This window comes from Mycobacterium shunyiense (genome assembly GCF_058270035.1).
Window position 1 is genome coordinate 1 of sequence record NZ_JBZDPT010000047.1, and the last position, 24071, is coordinate 24071.

The window sequence follows — 24071 nt, forward strand, 5'->3', positions numbered from 1 at the left end:
CACAGAGGTGGCAGTGCGTGTCTGAGCCAAACACCAGGTGAAAAGAACCCAACCACCGCAACAGCGGCATCACCACATTCACACTGAGTGCGTGTCTGCTCCGCGACACGCCGCCGCGCGGCAGCATTTTGCGCACGTTCGCGTCACGATGACGGTGTGAGCGAAACCGTCGTCGTCCGCGTCAAGCCCGGCAGCCGCAAAGGCCCGCTGGTCGAGGTCGCCGATGACGGCGCTCTCACCATCTACGTGCCAGAACGCGCCGTCGACGGCAAGGCCAATGACGCCGTCACCAAATTGCTTGCCCAGCATCTGGGTGTGCCGCGCAGCCGCGTGGAGTTGATCTCAGGAGCGACTGCGCGGCTCAAGCGTTTTCGGGTCAGCTGAGCGCCGGCGAGCGCGCGCAAAACACCGCTCAAAAGCGGCGTGGCGGGCAGCAGACACGCACGCTCGCGGTGCAAATGGGCCTGCGTCAGCCCAGGTTGCGGTTCCACTCCAGCCAGCCGATGCCGGTACGTCCGTCGGCGGTGCGAACCTTCGCCCAGGCGCGGGGGAACTGACTGATGCGACCGTCCGCAGCCACCAACAGCACCGGCGCGTGGCCCTGGATGTCGACAGTCGCCTCGATGTCGCCGGGCTGCAGAGTCAGCGTCGTCGACACCGGCAGATCGTCGGCACCGACCGTGTATTGCGCTGTCACCGACTGCAATTCGACGAGCGGTTCACCGTCGCGCTGCGAATAGCCGATACCGATCGGTGGCATTCCGGAGATCCGGATGTCCACGCCGTGCAGGTGGGTGCCGTCGTCGAGATGGATGGCACTCCACACCCAATTCATCGACCACCAGTCCCGCACACCCCACGAATGATCGCGCTGACCCGACACTGCCTTGATGTCGAACGTCTGCTCCCCGATGGTCACCGTGCCCGCGACCGTGCAGGGAATCTCATAGCGCGGCGTGATGCGGTACTGGTACGGAGTTCCGGCTGTGGTCCAGGTCAGGTCCATGGTCACGTCAACCGGCCGACCGGCCTCGCCGCGCAGCAGCGCCGCCGGATCATCGTGAGCCTGCCCGGTACCCGACGCCGTGACGCGGTAGGTCTTGAGCGGTTCGACCGGTTGCAGGCTCAGCTCGACCCCGTCACCCTTGATGAGCTCCGGTTCGGCCGGTACGGCATGAAAGTCGTTGAGCGCCACGGTCGGCATGCCCGGACCGCAGAACAGCACATTGACCCACGCGGTGTCCTGGTTGGGGATCAGGCCCAGTCGGACCCAACCGCCGAAACCCGCGGCGGGATCGGTGAAGTCGAAGTACCAGCTCTCGTTCCACAGCTCTTCGTCGGTGGGCGGGTGCGGATGATCGTCCTCGGCGGCGGGCACCAACGGCTCCGGAACCGAGGGTGGCGCAAGGACGTCCAGTGCTCCGGTATCCAGAACATGGCTGCAGTGCCGGTCGAGCATCGTCATGAACATCTGGTCGCCGCGTTCGGTACGTTCCACCAGCATCGAGGAGATGATCGCCATCATCACGCCGAAGAAACTCTGCCGGCGCACGCCGTCGCGCACCTGATCGAGCGTCAGTGCCGAGTCCGAGCCCAGCGCCTGGTGATACGCCGCCAGCAGCTCGTCGTAGTGCGCCCGGCGCTGTTCGACGGGTAGGGCGCAGCCGATGAAATAGGCGACATCGGTGAACGCCGGTCCTTTGGTGACGGTCTGCCAGTCGACCACCGTCAGAGCCCGGTCCGCACCCGCGTCGCCGAACAGCATGTTGTCGAGTCGATAGTCGCCGTGCACCAGACCCTGAGGCCGCTCGGACGCGCCTTCGTCGGCCAGGTAGGCGTCGAAACTCTCGACGAGTCGTTCGCATACGTGGCGCTGCTCCGGCGTGATCAGACCCGCGTACCGGTCGACGAAGGCCGCGTACAGACCCGAAATCAGCGCCTGGTTGACCGGTGCCTCACGATTGAGCCATTCAGCCTGGTCCAGGGCCTCGGCGCCGGCCTTCGACCCGTGCACGCGACCGAGCTCGGTGAGTGCCACGGCGGCCTGTTCGGCTGTGGCGCCGCGGATCTCGTCACCCACCACGGCGGGAACCGCATCGCCGAGCAGCAGATCGAAGGCACCGGTCTGGGTGTCGATCGCGGCGTGGTAACACGGTGCCACGGGCCCGGGCACCAGGGCGGGCGCGATGTCGGTGTAGAACCGCACCTCGCGCTCGTAAAGTCCCAGGGACAGCCCGGTCTGGCGGCTGTTGGGATCGGTGGCGGCCACCTTGAGCACCACCGAGGCGGGCCCGGCGGCGTCGCCGGCGTAGCTCAGCGCGACGCGGTAGCACTCGCTCATCTGGCCGGTGCCGATCCGCTCGAAAGTGAACGCGCTGACCTGGCCGGCACCGAGGGCGGCGGTCAGCCAGTCACAGGTCAGGTCTTCGGGGCGGTCGAGTAGGGCTGTCTGAGTCGGTTGCACACAGGCAACCTAGCAGTGTTCCAGATCACACATGACAGGTGTCAACTAATGGTGTGCCGCCTTGGCATGACCATGGGCACAGGCGTCCGGCGGGGTGGGCGCCACGTCCAGGGCCGGGTTGCGGTCGAAGAACCCGAACGGCTTGAGCCAGAACGACACGACGTCCACCGGCATCACCGGCCAGTCCTCCGGACGGGTGATGTGGTGGATGCCGAACACGTACCACAGCACCACGTCGGTGTTGTCGATCGAGCGGTCGGCCTTCGTCCACTCACCCAACCCGGTATCGGCCACCGATTGGTTGACGAACTCCCCCGCCGGCCAGCGCTCGTCCGGTTGGTTGGGGGTCACCCACAGCGTGTGGGCGATGACATTGGCGCGCTGAATCACCGGCGAGGCGGGGTCGAACATCGCCGGGATCGCACCGGTGGGAACCAGCTTGTACGACGGATGGGTCCCCAGGCCGTTGACGACGTTGGTATTGACCACCTTCCAGGCCCGTTGGGTGGCAAAGTTGACGTCCTGTCTGCCCTCCTGCTCGGTGCGCAGCGCCTGATTGTGCACCACCAGTGACAGGCCGTACGGATTGTCCGGGCTGATGGGTTCTGCGTACGACTCGGTCATGTAGACCGTGTTGTCGGTGCCGTCGACATCCAGATCCAACCGGGCGATCAGAAAGTGCTGATGGAACGGCGCGTAGGTGCGCTCGTCGACCAGCGTGCCGTTCTTCGGCGTCGGCCCGGCCGAAAACGGTGTGGTGACCATGATCCCGGTGGCCCGGACCTCGCACTCGATGTTGCCGTCCTGGTACAGCCGCCAGTACACCAGATATTCGTAGTTGGCGACGGTGACGTGGAAAGACAGTGTGAGTCTGCGCATCCGACGTACCTCGGCACCCGCGTCGTGGTCGACGTGCTTCCACAGCACGGCGTTGTCTTCCTCGTGGATGCAGATCGCGTTGGTGATGGTGTACGGCTCACCGCTGCTGTTGTGCAGTACCGCGTCCAGATAACGGATCTCACCGAGGCAGTCGCAGCCGAGCTCCAACGAGGTGGTCATGAATCCCAGACCCCACTCGCCGATGTCGAACGCCGTGCGCCGGTAGTGATCGACCGAGGAATCTCGGTACGGCACCACCATCTCGGCGAACGACATCCGGTGTGCCACCGAACGATCCACGTCGCCGTCGCGGTACCGCACGGTGTGCAGGGTCATGCCCTCACGATGGTTGAACCCGATCCGCAACGACCAGTTCTGCCACCGCAGCAGGTTGCCGTCCAAGGTGAACGAGGGGCCGTCGGGCTGCGTGATGTCGAGCGGCTTGAGTGGGTCCCGGCGCGAAGCCGCCCGAATCCGTTCCGGGATGTGGCGCGGCACGTATTCACCCATCACGTCGGGCTTTTCGGCGCTGCCGTCATCTTCGACCCGCAGCACTTCCATGCTGTTGACGTCGATCACGCAATGGAGACCGCTGACCGGGTGCGCGTATGGATTGGCGCCGGCGGCCTGCTTGTACCAGGTGTCCGACCAGCCGATCCGCCGGTCACGATATTCGGGTGGCGCGACGGCGTCGCCGTAGGTCCAGGTGTCCATGAAGACGTTGTCGAGGTCGGTGATGCCGCGTCGGGCCAGGGCGGCGATCACGTCGGGATGCCGGCGCAGCACCTCGTCGCATTCGACGAACTCGTCGACGGTGAAATTGGCCTGGACGCCCGGCACGTGGTCGAACTTCTCGACCCGGTCGTCGGTCAGCGACACGACGCCCTTGTACGTGGCGTTGGCCGTCCGCTCCAGGCAGATCACGGCCGCGCGCCGGGCCGGAACAGCACCACCACCGTCGAACGCGGCCAATTCGGCCTTGGACGGCTCGACGAGTTCCACCGAGGCAACCCGCCAGCCCGCACCCACTCCGCGCTCACGCCGCAATATCGCCGCTACCGCACGAAACTCGTCGGCGGACAGCGGATCCAAGGGGTAATCCACGTCAAATACGCAACCACACCGGAGGATTCCGTGCAGCGAATCGCTCAGAGTGGATCAGACGAACTCACCGCTCGGCGAGGGTGAACCCTTCCCAGGCCCGGCGTCGCACCGACCGCGGGTCGTATTCGACGCGGGGCCTACGGTCGAACACGAACACCGCGCGGTCATCGCTGTCATAGGCCGGCCAGCCCGGGCCCGGCTCGCCGGACCGGCTGAACTCGCGCCACCGGCGCTGCACGTCTCGACTGACCCGCCGGGCCGACGTGCGGTCACCCACGGCGGTCAGCAGCGCGCCGTAAGTCGTGTGGTAAGTATCGAAGACGGCCAGCAGTTCCATCGCGTGCGTCGCTCCGAGCCCCGCCCAATGCAGGGTGCGGGGCGCGTAGTCGTAGCGGTACACGTAGGTCGGTGCATGCTTGCTGTGCGCCTCGGCGATCTGCCAGGTGGCCGAGGCGAACGCGAAATCACCACCGAGGCGCACACAGGCCGCGCTGCTCGGATAGTCCGGGTAGGCCGCGACGATCCGACGGCGGTCCTCGGGATCGGTACGGGCGAACAACTTTTCGATCATCGGCTCGTTGGTCGGCAGCAGCGGGAGGAACCGGGTGAACAGCCGGCCCTCGTCGGCGTTGTTGCCGACGATCAACGGCACCCGGTGGGCACTGCCCTCGGCCATCGCCGTCACCGGATCGACCGGCAGATACTCCGTGCCGAACGTCGGGCCGACCGGAAACGCCCCCGGCATGTCCGTCTGTCCACGCATGATCAGTGATTCCAGCGCCCGGCCCAGGTCCGCGGGCCGGGCGGACATGAGTGCGGCAGCCGCCGATCCCCCATCGGGACTGACCAATTCGGCGAGCTGATCCGCGAGCCGGGCCGCGGCATCCATGGAGCTGACCATCCCGCTGGCCGGGCTCTCCGAGATCACCTGAGCGAACAGTCCTTCGGCCTCCGGCACCGCGAGCAGTGTCGCGACCGCGTGGGCGCCCGCACTCTCACCGAAGATCGTCACGTTGTCGGGGTCTCCGCCGAACACCGCCACGTTGTCGCGGACCCAACGCAGGGCCAGCACCAGATCACGCAGGAACAGGTTGTCCTCGATCGGATGGTCGGGAGTCGCCAGCGACGACAGTTCGACGCAGCCGAGCATGCCGAGCCGGTAGTTCACCGAGACGAACACACAACCGCGGCGAGCGAGCGCAGCACCGTCGTAGACGGGTGTGGCCGAACTGCCCATGATGTAGCCACCGCCGTGCACGAAGAACATCACCGGCAGCGGACCGTCGGAGTTCGGCTTTTCCGGCGCCACCACGTTGAGGGTCAGGCAGTCCTCGCTCATCGGCTGGTGCTTGCCCACACCGACGAGCGTGTACCGGCGTTGCTGGGGCGCGCAGTAACCGAACCCGTGGCAATAGCGCACACCCGGCCATGGCTCGGCAGGCTCGGGTGCCCGCAGGCGCAGCGGCCCGACCGGCGGTTTGGCGTAAGGGATGGAACGCCAACGATGTACGCCGTCACGCGTGAACCCCTCGACGATGCCGGTACTGATCTTTGCCCGGACAGTCCGCTCGTGCATAGACCGACCGTATCGAACAACACCAGTGGGGGCGGACACGCGGTGGGCGTGGCATGCGACCGCTAGCCTTGCGGGTATGCGAATCGCTGTGACTGTTGGGGCTGCTGTGCTTTTGGCGGCGCTCGTGGCGGCCTGCTCACCGGGAGGGGGGCACGAGACGCAGCCGAACTCGCAGCCCCGGATGTCGATGCCGGCCGGCGCCCCGCACACCAAGATCACCACAACCACTACGACCACCACCTCGCCGCTGCCCACCACGGCGCCGGATCCGGGTACCCCGATGAACCGGGTGATCAAGTGGGTCGAGGCGGGCACCCCGGCCGACCCGTCGGGCTTCCATACGGCAACGCGCGAAGGTCAATCCACCAATCTGGGTGACGATGTCGCGTTCGTCGCTCCTTCGGGCAAGGCCCGCTGCGCCACCGACAAGATGGCCGAAGGCCAATTGGCGTGCCTCATCCAGGCCAGCGGCCTCCCCTCGAAGCCGTCGGACGTCGAGGGTCAGTGGATTCCCGGCTGGGTGGATTTCGGCGGGGAGACCGTGGATATCGGCTCGCTGCACGGAGATCCGGGCCGGTTCAACTACGGGGACGGCGCGGAACTGGCCGCGGGCAAGTCACTGGCCTTCGGCGACTACCGGTGCCGCGCCGACGACACCACCCTGGTGTGCGTCAACTACGCGCACCAGTCCGCGGTGCTGCTGAACTCGTCGGGCGTCGAACCGTTGGGCTGTCTCAAGCCGGTCCCACCGCCGGTGGGTGTCGGGCGTCAGCTCAGCTGCCCGCCCGACTAGCGCCAGCCGTCGGCAGCCTTCGCGGCCTGTAGCAACGCGTCACACAACTGTCGCAGCTCGTCGGCTGCGGCACCCTCGTCCACCGCGATCGCGACATCCTCGGCCGCACACCGGACCTGATACACCCGGTCGGACAGCTGGGCGGCCTCGTCCGCGGAGAGCACCACCGAATCCGGGGCCAGCGAGGTGCCTTTCACCATCGCGCGCTGTTCGTAGGCTCGCTGCCGGCAGGATTGCCTGCAATACTGGCGACGCCGGCCCATCTGCGCATCGGCGACCTCACGACCACACCACCGACAGGGTTGCGGACGATTCTTTCGGTGGTGGTGCGCCATGGGTCCCGACTGTAGACTGCCCGACGCCGCGACCCGCGTATCATCGATGGTCGAGTCGGGAACTTCGCAACGCCGTGCTGCGTTGATACATCCGGACAAACGCCGAACAAGGAGTGTTGACGATGGCTGATCGCGTCCTGAGAGGCAGTCGCCTCGGAGCCGTGAGCTACGAGACCGACCGCAACCATGACCTGGCGCCGCGTCAGGTCGCGCGCTACCGCACCGATAACGGTGAGATATTCGACGTCCCGTTCGCCGACGACGCCGAGATTCCCGGCACCTGGCCCTGCAAGAACGGCATGGAGGGCACCCTGATCGACGGCGACGTGCCGGAGCCCAAGAAGGTCAAGCCGCCGCGTACCCACTGGGACATGCTGCTGGAGCGCCGCTCCGTCGAGGAGCTCGAAGAACTGCTCAAGGAGCGCCTCGACCTCATCAAGACCAAGCGTCGCGGTAGCTGAACCCGATAAAAAACCGCGGCCATGCCCTTGTGGGCATGGCCGCGGTTTTTTCGTCGCCGACTAGCTGCGCACCACGCCCCTGGCGCGGTCCAGGCGCCCGCGGATACCCCACTCCGCGACCTTGAACATCGCCTCGCGGATGTTCGAGCCGCTCATCTTGGAGACCCCGAGCTCACGTTCGGTGAACGTGATGGGCACCTCGACCACCTTGAAGCCGTTGTTGATCGCACGCCAGGTCAGGTCGATCTGGAAGCAGTAACCCTTGGAGTCCACCGCGGACAGGTCGATCTTCTCCAGCACCTCCCGCCGGTACGCGCGGTAGCCGGCGGTGATGTCGTGGATACCGACACCCAGCAGCAACCGGGAGTAGGTATTGGCGGTCTTGGACAGCACCAGCCGCCGAACGGGCCAGTTGCGTACCGTGCCGCCGGAGACATAGCGCGAACCGATGGCCAGGTCCGCACCGGCGTCGACCGCGTCCAGCAGCCGGCTCAATTCCTCCGGCGCGTGACTGCCGTCGGCGTCCATCTCGACCAGGACCGAGTACCCGCGGCCCAGCCCCCAGGCAAAGCCGGCCAGATAGGCCGCACCCAGACCCGCTTTGCTGGTCCGGTGCATCACGTGCACACGATCCGGGTCGGCCAGGGCCAATTCATCGGCCAGCTTGCCGGTGCCGTCGGGGCTGCCGTCGTCGACCACCAGGATGTGCACCTCGGGGCTGGCGTGATGAACACGCCCGACGATCAGCGGCAGATTCTCCCGCTCGTTGTAGGTGGGAATGATCACCAGGGTGCGCTGACTCGGGCGTTCACCGTCCCGGCGAGGGCTGGATTCCCCCGGCCGCTTCGCTCCGTCACCAGGGACTGTCATGTGGCTCCTTCATCGTCGCGGGCCTTCGCCGGTGCGACGCCTCATTCTTTGCACGAACCCTCCATTGTGCAGTATTGCGGCGAGCAACGCCCCAAATCCAATCGTGACCAGCGCCACCTGCAAAGCCGGCCCCCACTCGGTGGCGGGTGTCAGCTCGGTTTTCAGCCTGACCTGGCTGTCCAGATAGGCGGGCTGGAAGAACTCGGTGCGAGCCAGCTCACGTCCGTCGGGCGCGATCACCGCGCTGATCCCGGTGGTCCCGGCGACCACGACGTACCGATCGTGCTCGACGGCCCGCAGTTTGCCGAACGCCAACTGCTGCGCACTCATACTCTCGTCGAACGTCGCATTGTTGGTGGGCACCGTCAGCACCTGCGCGCCGCTCAGCACCGATTCCCGCGCGGCCCGGTCGAAGATCACCTCCCAGCAGGTGGTCACCCCGATCGGCACTCCCGCCGCATGCACGACGCCGTTGCCCTCACCCGGCACGAAGTAGCCGGCCCGGTCCGCATACGACGACAGGTGCTTGAAGAAGCTGCGCCACGGCAGGTACTCGCCGAACGGCTGCACGATCTTCTTGTCGTGGCGCTCCCCCGGCCCGTGTTCCGGATCCCAGACGATCACGGTATTGGTGGCGACCGGGTTGTCCGCGGCGTACCCATCGGCCTTCGTGACGGTTCCCACGAGGATCGGCGCGCCGATGGCGTCGGCGGCCGCGGTGACCTGCGCCGCGGCGTCTGCGTTGGCCAACGGATCGATGTCGGAGGCGTTCTCGGGCCAGACCACGAACATCGGCTGCGGTGCCCTGCCCGCCCGGACGTCGTCGGCCAGTCGCTGCGTCTCTTTCACGTGGTTGTCGAGCACCGCACGGCGCTGGGCGTTGAACTCCAGTCCGAGCCTGGGCACATTGCCTTGAACGGCGGCCACGGTGACAGTCTGCTCATCGCCTGCACCGGTCCCGGAATGACGGACCTGCGGCCACAACAGTGCGGTGGACAGCAGCACCACCGTGATACTGAGACCGGGCAACATGACCGCAGGCGCGGGGAACCCCGGCTTGTGCCCGTGACGCCACCACTGCGCGATCTCCAGTGCCAGCAGCGTCGCGCTGAAGCCGACGAGCGCCACCGCGAACGACAGGAGCGGGGCGCCGCCCCAGCGCGCGATGGCGAGCAGTGGTCCGTTGGTCTGGCCGAATCCGACCACGCCCCAGGGAAATCCGCCGAACGGCACCGTCGATTTGAGCCACTCCTGGGTACTCCACAGCGCCGCGAACCACAACGGCCATCCTGGCAATCGCCTGACCACGACCGCCGACAGACCGAAGATCCCGCAGAACACCGCCTCCATGGCGGCCAGGGCCAGCCAGGGCATCGCGCCGACCAGACCGCTGATCCACGGCAGTAGCGGGATGTAGAAGGCCAACCCGAACAGGAACCCGTAGCCGAAGCCGCCGGCGAGGGTAGTGGACCGGAGGGTCAGCACCCAGCCGATCAACGCCAGCCCGACGAAGGCCGCCCACCACCAGCCGGTGGGTGGGTAGCTCAGGCACAACCCGAGTCCGCCGCCCACCGAGGCGCTCAACTGCGCCCACCGCGCCGCGGCGGCGCGGCCGAACCGCGACGCCCGCACGGTCACCACGGACCAGCGATCAGGCGTGCCCGCCGCGGTGAGGCGGTACTCGCGCTCCTCGGGTTCGTCGTCGGGATCGATGTCGGCCACCGGATCGCCGGTGACGTCCTCATCCAGTTCGCCGAAGGACTCGTCGTCGAGTGCGTCGAGTTCAGCGAGTTCGTCTTCCTCGATGGCCGGGATCACGTCGGTGGTCTCGTTGGGCCGCGGGCGGCCCAAGCCATCCGGCCGCGGCGCCCGGGAGCGCTCGGATCTGTCTCGGGGACGCTCACTGCCCATGAATGACGACACCCCGGTGGACGGTCTGACGACAGCGCGGCAGGCCCGCATCGGCGGCCAGCCGCGGCAGTGCGGGTACGCGTGACCGCGGATCGGTGGACCAACGCTGGACGGCGTTGGCCGGCGCGCTGACCTCAAGATCATCGGCATCCCACACCGCATAACTGGCAGCAGCGCCGGGTGTCAGCGTCCCGGTGACACCATCGCGGACCCCACCGGCCCGCCAGCCCCCACGGGTGGCCGCAGCGAACGCTGCACGAGCCGAAATGGCGCTGCCTGCGCTGCGGTGCGACACCGCCGCACGCACGGTCTGCCAGGGATTCATGCTGGTGACCGGGGTGTCTGAGCCGAACGCAAGGGGCACGCCTTCGGATGCTAACAGCGCGAACGGGTTGAGCCGGTGAACTCGGTCAAGCCCGAGACGCTGCGCGTACATGCCTTCTTCGCCACCCCACAGGGCATCGAAGTTGGGTTGCATGCTGGCCATCACGCCCCAGGCCCCCAACTGGGCGGCCTGCTCGGCGTTGACCATCTCCAGATGCTCCAGACGGTGACCGCAGCGGGCCACGGCCGGGCCGCCCAGCCGCTGCGCCACAGCCTCGAATCCCTCGACGACCGCGGCGACCGCGGCATCGCCGATCGCGTGGAACCCAGCCGGGATTCCGGCCTCAGTGCACGCCTGCAGATGTGTGGTGATGGCACTGACGTCGAGATAGGAATTGCCGCAGGTGTGGGGTGCGTCGTGGTACGGCTCGTGCAGCCACGCGGTGCGCGAGCCGAGGGCGCCGTCGACGAACAGGTCCCCGGCCAGGCCCCGCGCGCCGGTCTCGGCAATCAGGTGGCGGGCATGTTCGGCGTCGCGGGCCGGCTCGCCCCAATATCCGACGACCTCCACTCCGTGCTCCAGCGCGCGCAGCTCCTGCCAGTCCAGTAGACCGCCGATCTGCGGGCCCGCGCATTCGTGGACCGCGGCAATCCCCATCCCGGCAGCGTGGTCGAGCGCCGCGACGCGGGCGTCGTGCCGTTGCTGCGCGGTGAGCTGTTCACGCGCAGCGGCGCGCACCAGGTGATGCGCCTCGGCGCTCAGCGGGCGCTGCGGATCGAACCCGACGGCCTCGGGCAGCGCGGGCGCCAACCGGCGCAGCGCTGTGGTGGCGGCGGCGGAATGCACGTCCACCCGGGCCAGATAGGCGGGCCGGTCGCCCAGCACCGCGTCGAGATCGTCGGTGCTCGGGCCCGTGCGCTCCGGCCAGCCCGACTCGTCCCAACCGTGTCCCCACACCGGCCCCTCGGGATTCCGGCGGGCATAGTCACCGACCAATTGCAGGCACTGTGCCAACGACGTGGCCCCACGCAAGTCCAGGCCTCGCAGATTCAGCCCGGTGGCGGTCAGGTGAACGTGGCTGTCGACGAACGCCGGGGCGACGAACCCGCCGTCGAGGTCGACGACCTCGGCATCGGGAAACTGTGACCGGCCGACGTCGTCAGTCCCCAGCCACGCCACTACCCCGCCGCGCACGGCGAATGCCGTCGCGTCGGGATAGCTGGGGCTGTGGATACGCCCGTTGATCAGGAGAGTGGTCAAGCTTTTCGGCTGGCGGTCAGGCCTTGGGAGGCAGACGGTACGGATCGACGTCATTGACGTCGATTACTTCGCCGTCAATGTAGTCGCCTGTGCCCCGTCGAAAACCGGCGGCACCGGTCGCTGCGCCGAAACCAACCGGGGCGGCGACGATGAGCGGCACTCGCCGGGCGACCAGGCCGGTGAGCACCGGCCGTGCGGCTGCCCGCGTGGGGGGTAACAGCAACAGTGCGCCGGCGACCGAGCTGGCCAGTCCGGGAATCACCACCAACACGGTGCCCAGCGCCACCAGCAGGCTGTCGGACACCGCTCCCTGGGGATCGGACAGGCCACCCGAAAGGCCCGCGCGCAACCGGCGGATGTGCCGGTTGAGCTGCGAACCCGCCAACACCAGCCCGATCACGAACGAGGCCAGCAGCAACAGCACGGTGTAGCCGAACCCGATGGTCGCCACCAGGGCGACCATCACGGCAACCTCCAAGAGGAGATAGATCAGAAACAGCCGCTTTGCCATGCCAGGTCAACGATCGGACGGGCGGTTCGGTTCCTGATCGGGTGCCGGTGCGTCGACGGCACGTACCTCGATGGCGCTGTGCACCTTGTCGATGCCGCCGCGCAACAGGGCCCGTGGCACGAAGTACCAGGCGTGGTTCCAGTACCGCTTGACGATCGCGTCGAACACCCGCCGGGTCTCGGACTTCGGCAGGTTACTGGCCACCGCCTCCACCGGATCACCCTTCGGAGCGCCGAGCACACCGCATTTCTGGATCGTGACCCGCGGGGTGTTGTTGATGCGCTTGGTCTTCCACGATCCGTCGTCGGTGATGATCAGCAACTTGTCACCGTCCGGGACGCCCCACACCGCGGTCGGCTTGGGCTTGCCGGTCTTGGTGAAGGTGGTCAGCAGCAGGTACTTCTCCCGGTAGACGTCCTCGAAGGTCGGTGCCATGGGACTCAATTCACCGGTTTGAGCAGAAGCGAAACATTGTTCTGCATGCCGCCGCGCAGCTTGGAGAACACGTTGAACGTCTTGCCCAGCAGGCCGTACCGCTTGCCGATCGCGTCGTAGGTGGCGCCGTTGGCCGATTTGGGCAGGATCTCGGCGACGGCCTCGACCGCCTCGCTCTTCGGATTGCCGCGCACGTCACACGCCGCCACGGTGACCCGCGGCGTGTTACGGATCCGTTTAACCTTCCAGGACGACTCCTGGGTGATCACCACCAGTCCGTCCGGTGACGGCGCGGCCCAGATGGCGGTCGGCTTGGGCCGCCCGTCCTTGGTGAACGTGGTCAGCAGAACGTAGTTGGCCTTGGCGACATCGGCGAAGGTGAGAGCCATGCTGCCCAATCTAAGCCAACAGGTCAGCGGACGTTGACTCTGCGAACAGGGCGCAAATGTGCGAGAACGGTGCGCCCTGGACGCAGAGTCGGCGCGGTCAGCCCTCGAGGTCGCCTTCGGTTTCCAGCAGCACCTGCCGGAGCCCGTCGAGGGTGGCCTGCTCGGGTTGGGCCCACATGCCACGCCCCGCGGCCTCGAGGAGGCGCTCGGCCATGCCGTGCAGCGCCCACGGATTGGATTCGGACATGAACTTGCGGTTCTCGTCGTCGAGTACGTACTCGGCCGAGAGCCGTTCGTACATCCAGTCGGCCATCACGTGCGCGGTGGCGTCGTAGCCGAACAGATAGTCGACCGTGGCCGCCATCTCGAAGGCGCCCTTGTAGCCGTGCCGGCGCATCGCGGTGATCCACCGCGGGTTGACCACCCGGGCCCGGAACACGCGGTTGGTCTCCTCCGACAGCGTCCGGGTGCGGACGGCATCGGGGCGGGTGTTGTCACCGATGTAGGCCGCGGGGGCCTGTCCGGTCAGTGCCCGCACGGTGGCGACCATCCCGCCGTGGTACTGGAAGTAGTCGTCGGAGTCGGCGATGTCGTGTTCGCGGGTGTCGGTGTTCTTGGCCGCCACCGCGATTCGCCGGTAGGCCCGGTTCATGTCATCGGCGGCGGGGGCTCCGTCGAGTCCGCGACCGTAGGCGAATCCACCCCAGGCGGTGTACACCTCGGCCAGGTCGGCGTCGTCGCGCCAGTTGCGGCTGTCGATCAGCTGCAGCAGACCGGCCCCGTAGGTTCCCGGCTTGGAGCCGAAAATTCTTGTGGTGGCTCGTCTTTGATCACCATGTTCGGCCAGGTCGGCCTGCGAGTGGGCGCGCACGTAGTTGTCCTCGGCTGACTCGTCGAGGCCGGCCACCAACGCCACGGCGTCGTCCAGCATGGTGACCACGTGAGGGAAGGCGTCGCGGAAGAACCCCGAGATCCGCACCGTGACGTCGATGCGCGGCCGGCCGAGTTCTGCCAGGTCGATCGGCTCCAGGTTGACCACGCGGCGGGACGCGTCGTCCCACACCGGCCGCACTCCCAGCAGTGCGAGCACTTCGGCGATGTCGTCGCCGGCGGTGCGCATGGCCGAGGTGCCCCACACCGACAGCCCGACCGATTGCGGCCAGCGACCGTAGTCGGTCCGGTAGCGGTCCAGAAGTGAATCCGCCATCGCCACACCGGTTTCCCACGCGAGCCGCGACGGAACCGCCTTGGGGTCCACCGAGTAGAAGTTGCGCCCCGTGGGCAGCACGTTGACCAGGCCGCGCAACGGCGAGCCGGACGGCCCGGAGGCGATGAAGCCGCCGGCCAGGGCGCGCAGCACCTGGTCGATCTCGCAAGCCGTGCCGGCCAACCGGGGCACCACCTCGGTCGCGGCGAAGCGCAGGATGCGGGCCACCTCGGGATTGTCGGTGATCCTCTCCACCGCAGAAACGTCCCAACCGGATTCCTGCAACGCGGCGACCAGCTCACGCGCGCCGGCCTCGGCGGCGTCTACGGCCGCCCGGTCGTCACTGCCGTCCTCGGTCAGGCCCAGCGCCTGACGCAACCCGGGAACCGTCTGCTCGCCGCCGAACAGCTGCCGGGCCCGCAGGATTGCCAACACCAGGTCGAGTTCGCCCTCACCGCTGGGCTTCTGCCCCAACACGTGCAGGCCGTCGCGGATCTGGACGTCTTTGATCTCGCATAGCCAGCCGTCGACGTGCAGCAGCATGTCGTCGAACACGTCCTCGTCGGGGCGGTCCTCCAACCCCAGGTCGTGGTCCATCTTGGCGGCGCGCATCAACGTCCAGATCTGCTGGCGGATGGCCGGAAGCTTGCCCGGGTCCAGGGCCGAGACGGTGGAGTGCTCGTCGAGCAGTTGCTCCAATTTGGCGATGTCGCCGTAGGTTTCGGCACGAGCCATCGGCGGGATGAGGTGATCGATCAGGGTGGCGTGCGCCCGGCGCTTGGCCTGGGTGCCCTCCCCTGGATCGTTGACCAGGAACGGGTAGATCAGTGGCAGGTCCCCGAGGGCGGCGTCGGTGCCGCAGGCCGCGCTCATGCCGAGCGTCTTGCCCGGCAGCCATTCCAGGTTGCCGTGCTTGCCCAGGTGCACCACGGCGTCCGCACCGAACGAACCCGGGAACGACTTGTCCAGCCAGCGGTAGGCGGCCAGGTAGTGGTGGCTGGGCGGCAGGTCGGGGTCGTGGTAGATCGCCACGGGGTTCTCCCCGAAGCCGCGCGGCGGCTGAACGATCAGCACCACGTTGCCGGCCTGGATGGCCGCGATGACGATCTCTCCGTCGGGATCGCGACTGCGGTCGACGAACAGCTCCCCCGGTGGCGGGCCCCAGTGCTCGACGACGGCATCGGAAAGCTCGGCGGGCAGCGTGGCGAACCAGGCCCGGTAATCCTTGGCCGGAACCCGAATCGGGTTGGCGGCCAGTGCCTCGTCGGTCAACCAGTCCGGGTCCTGACCGCCGCGCTCGATCAGCGAGTGGATCAGGGCATCTCCGTCGCCGGAGTCGACGATGGTGGCGAGGTCGCCGGGTGCGGTGGCCTCACCGATGTCGTAACCCGCATCGCGCATGGTGCGCAGCAGTGCGACCGCGCTGGCCGGGGTATCCAGACCGACGGCATTGCCGATGCGGGCGTGCTTGGTGGGATAGGCCGAAAACATCACGGCCACCCGCTTTTCCGCGGCCGGGATGGCACGCAACCGAGCGTGCCGTACGGCCAGGCCCGCCACCCGCGCGCAGCGCTCGGGATCGGCAACGTAGGAGATCAGCCCTTCGGAGTCGATCTCCTTGAAGGAGAACGGCACCGTGATGATGCGCCCGTCGAACTCGGGAACGGCGACCTGGGTGGCCACGTCCAGCGGCGACATCCCGTCGTCGTTATCCGACCACTGATCCCGTGAACTGGTCAGGCACAGGCCCTGCAGGATCGGAATATCCAGTGCGGCAAGGTGAGCGACGTTCCATGAATCGTCGTTACCCCCGGCACCGACTGTCGCCGGAGTGGCGCCACCGGCAGCGAGCACCGTGGTGACAAGCGCATCGGCGGTGCCGAGCAACTCGAGGAGTTCGGGTTCGGCGGTGCGCAGGGAGGCGCAGAACACCGGCAGTGCCCGGCCGCCGGCCTGCTCGACGGCGTCACACAATGCCTCGACGTAGCCGGTGTTTCCGGCGAGTTGCTGGGCGCGGTAATAGAGGACTGCCACGGTCGGGCCGGCGGCCTCGGTGGCGGCGCGCTCGAGGACGCCCCAACTCGGGGTGCTCGCCGGCGCCGCGAAGCCGAATCCGGTCATCAGCAAGGTGTCGGACAGGAAGGAATGCAGGTTCCCGAGGTTCTCCAGCCCGCCCTGGGCCAGGTAGATGTGGGTTTGCAGGGCCGCACCCTGCGGGGCGGTGGAATGCCCCATCAGCTCGGCGTCGGGCGACTGCTCACCGCTCACCACGATGGTGGGCAGGCCGCTCGACACCACGGTGTCGATGCCGTCCTGCCAGGCCCGGTACCCACCGAGGATCCGGATCACCGCGATGTCGGCGCCCTCCAGGAGCTCCTCGAGCTCACCGGTGACCAGCCTTGACGGATTCGCCCAGCGGTACCGCGCACCGCTGGCGCGGGCAGTGATCAGATCGGTGTCCGAGGTCGACAGCAGCAGGACGGTGGGCGTAGTGGCATCGTTTGCGGCGGTCGCGGCGGCGGCGTCAGAAGGGTGGGACACCCCACATTCGTACCGCACCGGCTACCCGATCGGGGCAGCCGGTGCGGTACGGATCAGCAACGTTCAGGGTTGAGTTTCACCGAACCGGTCGTGCCACGACTGCCGGTACGGCCGGCCCGGCGTCGCAACGAGCACCAGCACGAGCACGGCGAATGCACCGAAGGCGAGCATGGATCACTCCTTTCGTCTGAACCTCTGTCAAGCTGTTCAACTTCCCGGTACCGGTGGTCCCGGAAATTCCTCTAAACGGTACGTCCGGCGGCGCGGAAAATGGCCGATCTGTAAGCGACCGAACAGGTTTCCGCACCTATGACGGATGTCACAACACCGGCCGAAAGTAGGATGGACTGCGAGATGACCAGGACCCGCGACAACGACGCCTGCCCCGGCGCATTGACGGTGCACCAGGCCGCCGACGGCGCCCTGGTGCGGATTCGGCTCCCCGGCGGGATGATCACACCCGCCCAACTGACCGCGCTGGCCGAGGTCGCCGAGCAGTTCGGCTCGCCGGCAATGGAACTCACGTCTCGCGGCAACATCCAGATCCGGGCATTGACCGATACCGACGGCGCTGCCACCGCGCTGGCCGACGCCGGACTGCTGCCGTCGCCGACACACGAACGGGCCCGCAACATCGTCGCCTCGCCCCTGTCCGGCCGTTCGGGCGGCATCATCGACGTCCGCCCGCTGGTTACCGAACTCGACGACGCCATCCAGGCCGACCCGGCTCTGGCCGGACTGCCGGGCAGGTTCTGGTTCAGCCTCGACGACGGCCGCGGCGACGTGTCCGGGATCGACGCCGACACCGGGGTGCACGCACTGGACGACGGCACGTGCGCACTGCTGCTGGCGGGGCGCGACACCGGAGTACGACTCGAAACCGGTGACGCGACGACCACCCTCGTCGAGGTGGCCAGACGGTTCCTCGACATCCGTGGAAAGGCCTGGCGGATAACCGAACTCGACGATCACTCGGCGCTGTTGGACGGTATGACCGTCTCCGCCCCGGCAGGCGCCACCTGGCCGCCGACAGTCCAACCACCCGTCGGATGGATACCGCAGAACGACGGCCGCATCACGCTGGGCGCCGGACTGCCCCTGGGTGTGTTGCAGGCCCGGACCGCCCACTTCCTGTCCGCGATCGAGTCGCCACTGGTGATCACCCCGTGGCGCTCGGTGCTGGTGTGCGACGTCGGCGAAGGTGAAGCCGACATGTCGCTTCGTGTGCTCGCGCCACTGGGACTCGTATTCGACGAGAACTCGTCGTGGCTACGGATCAGCGCCTGCACCGGCAGCCCCGGATGCGCCAAGTCGATCGCAGATGTGCGCGCCGACGCGGCCCAGGCGGTCGACACCCCCACGGAGTCGCACCGGCATTTCGTGGGCTGTGAGCGGGCCTGCGGCAGCCCACCCACCGCCGAGGTCCTGATCGCCACCGAGGACGGATACCGGCTGCGTATCACGCCCCCGTAGGGTATGCGGGTGCTCGACTACATCCGTGACGCCGCCGAGATCTACCGGCAGTCATTCGCGACGATCCGCGACGAGGCGAACCTGTCGCGCTTCCCCGACGATGTGTCACGGGTGGTGGTGCGGCTGATCCACACCTGCGGTCAGGTCGATGTCGCCGACCATGTCTCCTACACCGATGACGTCGTGACCAGGGCGCATGCCGCGCTGGCCGCGGGTGCGCCGGTGCTGTGCGACTCGTCGATGGTCGCAGCGGGCATCACGCGTTCACGGTTGCCCGCCGATAACGAGGTCATCTCACTGGTGGCCGATCCCCGCGCCCCGGAGCTGGCGGCGAAGTTGGGTTTCACCCGGTCGGCGGCCGCCGTCGACCTGTGGGCCGACCGCCTCGGCGGCGCGGTGGTGGCGATCGGCAATGCACCGACTGCCCTGTTCCGGCTGCTGGAACTGCTCGACGAGGGTGCGCCCGTCCCTGCCGCGGTGCTGGGTGGACCCGTCGGCTTCGTCGGGTCGGCGCAGTCCAAACAGGAATTGATCGAGCGCCCGCGTGGCATGTCCTATCTGGTGGTGACCGGCCGGCGCGGTGGCAGCGCCATGGCCGCGGCCGCCGTCAATTCGATTGCGAGTGAGCGCGAGTGAGCACAACGGCGTCAGAACGTGAAACCCGGGGCACCCTGTACGGCGTCGGGCTGGGCCCGGGCGATCCCGAGCTCGTGACGGTCAAGGCAGCCCGCCTGATCGGTGCGGCGGACGTGGTGGCCTACCACAGCGCCAAGCACGGTCACAGCATCGCCAGGGGCATCGCCGAGCCCTACCTGCGCGAAGGTCAGCTCGAAGAACACCTGGTCTACCCCGTCACCACGGAGACCACCGAGCATCCCGGCGGGTACGTCGGCGCGATGGAAGACTTCTATGCCGCCGCGGCCGAGCGCATCGCCGCCCACCTGGAGGCCGGCCGCGACGTGGCACTGCTGGCCGAGGGCGATCCGCTGTTCTACAGCTCCTACATGCACATGCACACCCGGCTGACCGAGCGATTCCACGCCGTCATCGTTCCCGGCGTCACCTCGGTGAGCGCGGCCTCGGCCGCCACGGGCACTCCGCTGGTGCAGGGCGACGACGTGTTGACGATCCTGCCCGGCACGCTGCCCACCGCAGAGCTGGAGCGCCGCCTGGCCGACACCGACGCCGCTGTCGTGCTCAAGCTGGGCCGGTCTTACACCCGAGTACGGGAAGCCCTGGAGTCGACCGGACGGCTCGACGAGGCGTACTACGTCGAGCGGGCCAGCACCGATCGGCAGCGGGTTTCGCCGGCGGGCGAGGTGGGCGGCGAAGGCGGCACGGACGTCAAGGTGCCGTATTTCTCCCTGGCCATGGTGCCCGGCCGGTCACGTTCCACCACACCTCAGGGCAGTGTCGTGGTCGTCGGCCTCGGACCGGGCGACTCGGACTGGATGACGCCGCAGAGCCGCCGTGAACTGTCCGCCGCCACTGATCTGATCGGCTACGGCCCGTATCTCGATCGTGTCGGCGCCCGCGCCGGGCAGCACCACCACCCCAGCGACAACACCGACGAGCCGGCCCGCGCGCAGCTGGCCTGCAAGCTGGCTCAGGAGGGCCGGACGGTTGCGGTCGTGTCCTCCGGCGATCCGGGCGTGTTCGCCATGGCCACCGCGGTGCTCGAGGAAGCCAAGCAGTGGCCCGGCGTCGAGGTCCGGGTGATCCCCGCGATGACGGCCGCGCAGGCGGTCGCCAGCCGGGTTGGCGCCCCCCTCGGCCACGACTACGCGGTGATCTCCCTGTCCGACCGGCTCAAGCCGTGGGACGTGATCGCCGAGCGTCTCACCGCCGCGGCCAAGGCCGATCTGGCGCTGGCGATCTACAACCCCGCCTCCAAGACGCGGACCTGGCAGGTCGGCGCCATGCGCGAGTTGCTGCTGGAGTACCGCGATCCGAGTACCCCGGTGGTGGTCGCACGGGCCGTCTCCGGCGCCGAGCCGGGCCCGGGCGAACGGGTGTCCGTCGTACGACTCGCCGATCTGGATCCGGCCCAGGTGGACATGCGCACCATGTTGATCATCGGCTCGTCTCAGACGCAGTGGTACACCGGCTCGGCGGCCGGTGACACCACCGAGGACCGGGTGTTCACCCCGCGCCAGTACCCCGGCTGACCTCATCGACTGACGCGCGTCGAGATTCATTGACAGCTGTCAGTAGGACCGATAGTGTCCGGCGTCACACCCGTTCGAAATGGGAGGGCCGGCCACCATGCCGACGGCACCACAGGGCGCACCCGCACGGTCACCGGTCGACCGTCGGCAACCGCAACGCAGTGATCAGCGCCGCACCGCAATCCTGGAGGCGCTCAACGAGCACCTGCAGAAGACCGGGTTCGACGCGCTGAACATCGCCGGGGTGGCGCGCCAGGCCGGGGTGGGTCGATCAGCGTTCTATTTCTATTTCGAGAACAAGGCAGCCGCCGTCGCCGCCTTGGTCGAGCCCATGTACGACGCGTTGTTCGCCGCCAACAACATCCTGGCCGACGCAACCCGGCCGCCCCGAGACCGTGTCCACGACACCATCGAGGCCGTGCTGCGGACAGCCGACGATCATCGCTACCTGGTGCAAGCGATGTTGGAGGCGCGGGGGTCCAGCGGGGCGGTTCGCGATCTATGGGACCAGGCGCGCGAGTCCTTCGTCCCGACCGTCTCCGCGGTGATCGCCGCCGAGCGCACCGCAGGCCGTGCGCCCGACGGGGCCGATCCGGTGGTGCTCGCCAGCCTGCTGATCGAGTTCAACGATCGACTGGTCGAACGATTCGTCCTGGGTGGACCGCTGTCGCGACAACAACTATCGGAAGGTGCTGAGGCAATGTGGATGGGCTCGATCTACGGGACAATTCGGTGACCGCCGCGGGTTCGATCCCCATGTCCATCCCGGGCAAACCGGCCGAGGTGACCGCCGGATGGTTGTCGAAGGTCCTTGGCGCCGAAGTGGATTCGGTACAGACCGCACCGATCGGCACGGGCCAGACCGGTGCCACCTACCGAGTGTCGGTCACCTACCGCGACGACGACGCCCTTCCGGGTACGTTCGCGGTCAAGCTGCCATCGCAGGACGAGACGGTGCGCGACCGCGTCACCATCGGGTACCGGTCAGAGCACGCGTTCTACACCAATGTCGCCGACCATGTACAGATCCCGGTCCCACATTGCCACCATTGCGAGATCGCCGGAGAGGGAGCCGATTTCGTCCTGCTCCTGGCCGATATGGCGCCGGCCGAGCAGGGTGATCAGATCGCCGGCTGCACACCGGCCGAGGCCACGCTGGCAGTCCTGGCACTGGCCGACCTGCACGGTCCGACGTGGGCCGACCCCCGGTGGGCCAACTTCCCCGGTATCGCCATGCCCAAGCCGGAACCCGACTCCGCCAAGGGTTTCGGTGACGTCGCCAAGATGGCCGCCGACATCACGTTGGACAAGATCGGCGCACGCCTGAGCACCGAGGACCAGGACACCATGCGCGCTGCGATGTCGGTCGTCACCCCGTGGCTGTTGGCCGAACCCGACCGGTTCGCGATCCTGCACGGTGACTACCGCCTTGACAACATGCTGTTCGACCCCGACCGTACCCGGATCACCGTGGTGGACTGGCAGACTCTCGGCTCTGGCCTGCCCGCTCGTGACCTGTCGTACTTCACCGCAACCAGCCTGGATCCAACCGTCCGGGCTGCAGCCGAATCCGACCTCGTCACGGCCTACCACGACCGGCTGCTGTCACACGGCGTCACCGACTATGACCGCGAAACCTGTTGGCAGGATTACCGTTTGGGCATGCTGCAGGCGCCGCTGATCACTGTGCTGGGCACCGCTTTCGCCAGCTCCACCGAGCGCGGCGACGACATGATGGTGGTGATGGCACAGCGCGGCTGCCAGGCCATCCGGGAACTCGGCACGCTCGACCTGATCAACGCCTGACCGGCGGTCCCGTGACCCGGGTGCCAGGGGTGACGCGGGCGATCCCCCGCACGATCCGAGGCATCCGCCGTGCCATCACCGCCATGGCCTGGTCCGATCGACGCATCGTGGGCCTCGGACCAGGCGTGGGCACCGAGGACAGCTCCGCTTCGGGCGTTCCGGCCCGCGCACCGTGGCGATCGACCGCCAGGAGCCGCCAGGTGCCCGGCACCCCACGCAGCTGGACGTCGCCGCGGTCCTGGAAGCCGGTTCCCGAACCCACGACGAGATCGCGGACGGTGCTCGACACCAGGATCTCCCCCGCGCCGGCCAACCCGAGGATGCGCGCCGCGATGTGGACGGCGATTCCCCCGATATCGCCGTCCAGCAGTTCGCATTCGCCGGTGTGGATGCCGGCGCGAATCTCGATGCCCATGGTCTCGGTCTGATCGCGCAGCGCCTCGGCGCAGCGGATCGCCTGTGTGGGCCCGTCGAATGTGGCGAGGTGTCCGTCACCGGTGCTCTTCACCACGACACCGCCGAATCTCCCGGTCAGGTCAGTGGTGATCTCCCCCATCCGATGCAGCACCGCCCGCCACCGCTCGTCACCGGTGGCCGCGGCGTGTTGAGTGGAGGCCACCATGTCGGTGAACAGCACCGTGCGCAGCGCCCGGTGGGACTGCGACGGTGCAGCATGGCTGCCGGTGAGGAATCCCTCGATCTCGCTGGTGATCTCGTCGGGGTTGGCAATCCAGGGCGCATGGTCGGTGCCGTCCACCTCCAACAGCCGCGCACCCGGGATGCGGGCGGCGATATACCTCCCGCCCTGGATCGGGACCAGATCGCCGGTGGCGTGGATGACCAGAGTCGGCGCCGTGATCGTCGACAGGACCGACCGCACATCGATCCGGAACAGTGCCCCCAGCGTGGCCCGGGCCATTCCCGGGCTGGCACTCATCCGCTCGACCATCCCGAGCTGGCGCACCGAACCGGCGTCCGGGAGCAGCAGTTTGAGGGCCGCACCGGTGCCCCACTGCGAGGTGCTGGCGCGGCCGAACTCCTGAAAGGTGGCCAGCTGCCGGGTCGAGGGCGTGTATTCCTCGCCCATCTCGGTCAAGATCCGGGCGTGCAGCTCGGACGGGTCACGGTCGAAGTCAGCCCACTGGGTGATACCGAAGTACGCGAAGGTGCCGGCGAGGATCAGGGCCTGGGTCCGTTCGGGCCGGGTCGCCGCGAACAGCATCGCCGCGGGTCCGCCCTCGCTCAACCCGAACAGCACGGCACGGCCGAAGCCTGCGGCATCCATCACGGCCTCGATCTCGGCCGCCCGTTCGTCAAGCGTGCGTACCTGCGGGACGGGGTCCGACAGCCCGACGCCGGCCTTGTCGTACAGCAGGACGCGGCAGAACGTCGAGATCCGCTCCATGAAGGCCTCGAACTCGGGCATCGTCCAAAACAGCTCCAGATGGCTGACGAACGAACCGGCGTAGACAAGGTCGACGGGCCCGTCTCCGAATACCTGGTAGGCGAGACTCAGACCGCCGCACGATGCATATGACGTCTCCGCCACGTTCGGAGCCTACT

19 protein-coding genes and 1 pseudogene are annotated in these 24071 nt (G+C 67.8%); 8 read left to right on the forward strand and 12 right to left on the reverse strand.

The genetic code is table 11. The annotated features are described in order from the left end of the window. The first annotated feature begins 156 nt into the window (after positions 1–156). A complete protein-coding gene (locus AC4ELS_RS27220) occupies positions 157–384 on the forward strand; it encodes a DUF167 domain-containing protein (protein ID WP_055114815.1) in 228 nt (75 codons plus the stop codon). An 85-nt stretch (positions 385–469) separates the two neighbouring features. Here the strand turns inward: AC4ELS_RS27220 and AC4ELS_RS27225 are convergent, their stop codons facing one another. The 3 genes from AC4ELS_RS27225 to AC4ELS_RS27235 all read right to left on the reverse strand — a co-directional run bounded on the left by AC4ELS_RS27225 (position 470) and on the right by AC4ELS_RS27235 (position 6023). Then, positions 470–2464 (reverse strand): DUF7064 domain-containing protein, encoded by a 1995-nt coding sequence (locus AC4ELS_RS27225; RefSeq protein ID WP_499050133.1) that lies wholly within the window; start codon positions 2462–2464, stop codon positions 470–472. Positions 2465–2509: 45 nt separating this feature from the next. Next, the gene (locus tag AC4ELS_RS27230; RefSeq protein ID WP_499050135.1) at positions 2510–4447 is read right to left on the reverse strand and encodes a primary-amine oxidase; all 1938 of its coding nucleotides are present in this window, start codon (positions 4445–4447) and stop codon (positions 2510–2512) included. Positions 4448–4511: 64 nt separating this feature from the next. Further along, positions 4512–6023 (reverse strand): carboxylesterase/lipase family protein, encoded by a 1512-nt coding sequence (locus AC4ELS_RS27235; RefSeq protein ID WP_064880960.1) that lies wholly within the window; start codon positions 6021–6023, stop codon positions 4512–4514. Positions 6024–6099: 76 nt separating this feature from the next. On the opposite strand from AC4ELS_RS27235, the gene AC4ELS_RS27240 reads away from it, so the two are divergent. Beyond that, positions 6100–6816, forward strand: a complete 717-nt coding sequence (locus AC4ELS_RS27240; protein WP_064960625.1) for a hypothetical protein — start codon at positions 6100–6102, stop codon at positions 6814–6816. On the opposite strand, the gene AC4ELS_RS27245 is transcribed toward AC4ELS_RS27240, so the two are convergent. Next, a complete protein-coding gene (locus AC4ELS_RS27245; protein WP_064880956.1) occupies positions 6813–7151 on the reverse strand; it encodes a hypothetical protein in 339 nt (112 codons plus the stop codon). The genes AC4ELS_RS27240 and AC4ELS_RS27245 overlap by 4 nt on opposite strands. Before the next feature lie 122 nt (positions 7152–7273). Between AC4ELS_RS27245 and AC4ELS_RS27250 the strand changes: the two genes are divergently transcribed. Continuing rightward, positions 7274–7612 carry an RNA polymerase-binding protein RbpA gene (locus tag AC4ELS_RS27250; RefSeq protein WP_064881086.1) on the forward strand — a complete coding sequence of 113 codons (339 nt, stop codon included), beginning with the start codon at positions 7274–7276 and terminating at the stop codon, positions 7610–7612. A gap of 81 nt (positions 7613–7693) precedes the next feature. Here the strand turns inward: AC4ELS_RS27250 and AC4ELS_RS27255 are convergent. The 7 genes and pseudogenes from AC4ELS_RS27255 to cobN form a co-directional block, all read right to left on the reverse strand. Continuing rightward, positions 7694–8428, reverse strand: a pseudogene (locus AC4ELS_RS27255) (polyprenol monophosphomannose synthase); the annotation flags it as partial. Positions 8429–8491: 63 nt separating this feature from the next. After that, entirely contained in the window at positions 8492–10393 is a 1902-nt protein-coding gene (gene lnt, locus AC4ELS_RS27260) for an apolipoprotein N-acyltransferase (RefSeq protein ID WP_110777041.1), read from the reverse strand. Further along, complete coding sequence (locus AC4ELS_RS27265; protein ID WP_499050138.1) at positions 10383–11978, reverse strand: amidohydrolase; 1596 nt, start codon at positions 11976–11978, stop codon at positions 10383–10385. The genes lnt and AC4ELS_RS27265 overlap by 11 nt, the downstream gene beginning before the upstream one ends. Before the next feature lie 16 nt (positions 11979–11994). After that, entirely contained in the window at positions 11995–12489 is a 495-nt protein-coding gene (locus AC4ELS_RS27270; protein WP_064880952.1) for an FxsA family protein, read from the reverse strand. A 6-nt stretch (positions 12490–12495) separates the two neighbouring features. Then, positions 12496–12924: a PPOX class F420-dependent oxidoreductase gene (locus AC4ELS_RS27275; protein ID WP_448443046.1), complete on the reverse strand. Its 429-nt coding sequence runs from the start codon at positions 12922–12924 to the stop codon at positions 12496–12498. A gap of 5 nt (positions 12925–12929) precedes the next feature. Beyond that, on the reverse strand, positions 12930–13313 hold the full coding sequence (locus AC4ELS_RS27280; protein WP_064880948.1) for a PPOX class F420-dependent oxidoreductase: 384 nt from the start codon (positions 13311–13313) through the stop codon (positions 12930–12932). Positions 13314–13410: 97 nt separating this feature from the next. Further along, the gene (gene cobN, locus AC4ELS_RS27285; protein WP_064881082.1) at positions 13411–17061 is read right to left on the reverse strand and encodes a cobaltochelatase subunit CobN; all 3651 of its coding nucleotides are present in this window, start codon (positions 17059–17061) and stop codon (positions 13411–13413) included. 354 nt (positions 17062–17415) lie between these two features. Between cobN and cobG the strand changes: the two genes are divergently transcribed. From cobG to AC4ELS_RS27310, 5 genes are all read left to right on the forward strand, one after another. Next, a complete protein-coding gene (gene cobG / locus AC4ELS_RS27290; RefSeq protein WP_498888507.1) occupies positions 17416–18534 on the forward strand; it encodes a precorrin-3B synthase in 1119 nt (372 codons plus the stop codon). 9 nt (positions 18535–18543) lie between these two features. Further along, entirely contained in the window at positions 18544–19170 is a 627-nt protein-coding gene (locus AC4ELS_RS27295) for a precorrin-8X methylmutase (RefSeq protein WP_498888505.1), read from the forward strand. Further along, entirely contained in the window at positions 19167–20702 is a 1536-nt protein-coding gene (locus AC4ELS_RS27300; RefSeq protein ID WP_064880945.1) for a precorrin-2 C(20)-methyltransferase, read from the forward strand. The genes AC4ELS_RS27295 and AC4ELS_RS27300 overlap by 4 nt, the downstream gene beginning before the upstream one ends. A 97-nt stretch (positions 20703–20799) precedes the next feature. Further along, positions 20800–21438: a TetR/AcrR family transcriptional regulator gene (locus AC4ELS_RS27305; RefSeq protein ID WP_499050141.1), complete on the forward strand. Its 639-nt coding sequence runs from the start codon at positions 20800–20802 to the stop codon at positions 21436–21438. A 20-nt stretch (positions 21439–21458) separates the two neighbouring features. Beyond that, a complete protein-coding gene (locus tag AC4ELS_RS27310; RefSeq protein ID WP_064960658.1) occupies positions 21459–22508 on the forward strand; it encodes a phosphotransferase family protein in 1050 nt (349 codons plus the stop codon). Here the strand turns inward: AC4ELS_RS27310 and AC4ELS_RS27315 are convergent. Then, positions 22498–24057, reverse strand: a complete 1560-nt coding sequence (locus AC4ELS_RS27315) for an adenylate/guanylate cyclase domain-containing protein (protein WP_463791202.1) — start codon at positions 24055–24057, stop codon at positions 22498–22500. The genes AC4ELS_RS27310 and AC4ELS_RS27315 overlap by 11 nt on opposite strands. Positions 24058–24071: the final 14 nt, after the last annotated feature.

What these genes read in the sequence shown, in the direction of transcription:
- AC4ELS_RS27235 (WP_064880960.1), bottom strand. Translation starts at nt 6,023, where the DNA reads ATGCACGAGCGGACTGTCCGGGCAAAGATCAGTACCGGCATCGTCGAG.
- AC4ELS_RS27240 (WP_064960625.1), top strand. Translation starts at nt 6,100, where the DNA reads ATGCGAATCGCTGTGACTGTTGGGGCTGCTGTGCTTTTGGCGGCGCTC.
- AC4ELS_RS27245 (WP_064880956.1), bottom strand. Translation starts at nt 7,151, where the DNA reads ATGGCGCACCACCACCGAAAGAATCGTCCGCAACCCTGTCGGTGGTGT.
- AC4ELS_RS27250 (WP_064881086.1), top strand. Translation starts at nt 7,274, where the DNA reads ATGGCTGATCGCGTCCTGAGAGGCAGTCGCCTCGGAGCCGTGAGCTAC.
- lnt (WP_110777041.1), bottom strand. Translation starts at nt 10,393, where the DNA reads ATGGGCAGTGAGCGTCCCCGAGACAGATCCGAGCGCTCCCGGGCGCCG.
- AC4ELS_RS27270 (WP_064880952.1), bottom strand. Translation starts at nt 12,489, where the DNA reads ATGGCAAAGCGGCTGTTTCTGATCTATCTCCTCTTGGAGGTTGCCGTG.
- AC4ELS_RS27275 (WP_448443046.1), bottom strand. Translation starts at nt 12,924, where the DNA reads ATGGCACCGACCTTCGAGGACGTCTACCGGGAGAAGTACCTGCTGCTG.
- AC4ELS_RS27280 (WP_064880948.1), bottom strand. Translation starts at nt 13,313, where the DNA reads ATGGCTCTCACCTTCGCCGATGTCGCCAAGGCCAACTACGTTCTGCTG.
- cobG (WP_498888507.1), top strand. Translation starts at nt 17,416, where the DNA reads ATGACCAGGACCCGCGACAACGACGCCTGCCCCGGCGCATTGACGGTG.
- AC4ELS_RS27305 (WP_499050141.1), top strand. Translation starts at nt 20,800, where the DNA reads ATGCCGACGGCACCACAGGGCGCACCCGCACGGTCACCGGTCGACCGT.
- AC4ELS_RS27310 (WP_064960658.1), top strand. Translation starts at nt 21,459, where the DNA reads ATGTCCATCCCGGGCAAACCGGCCGAGGTGACCGCCGGATGGTTGTCG.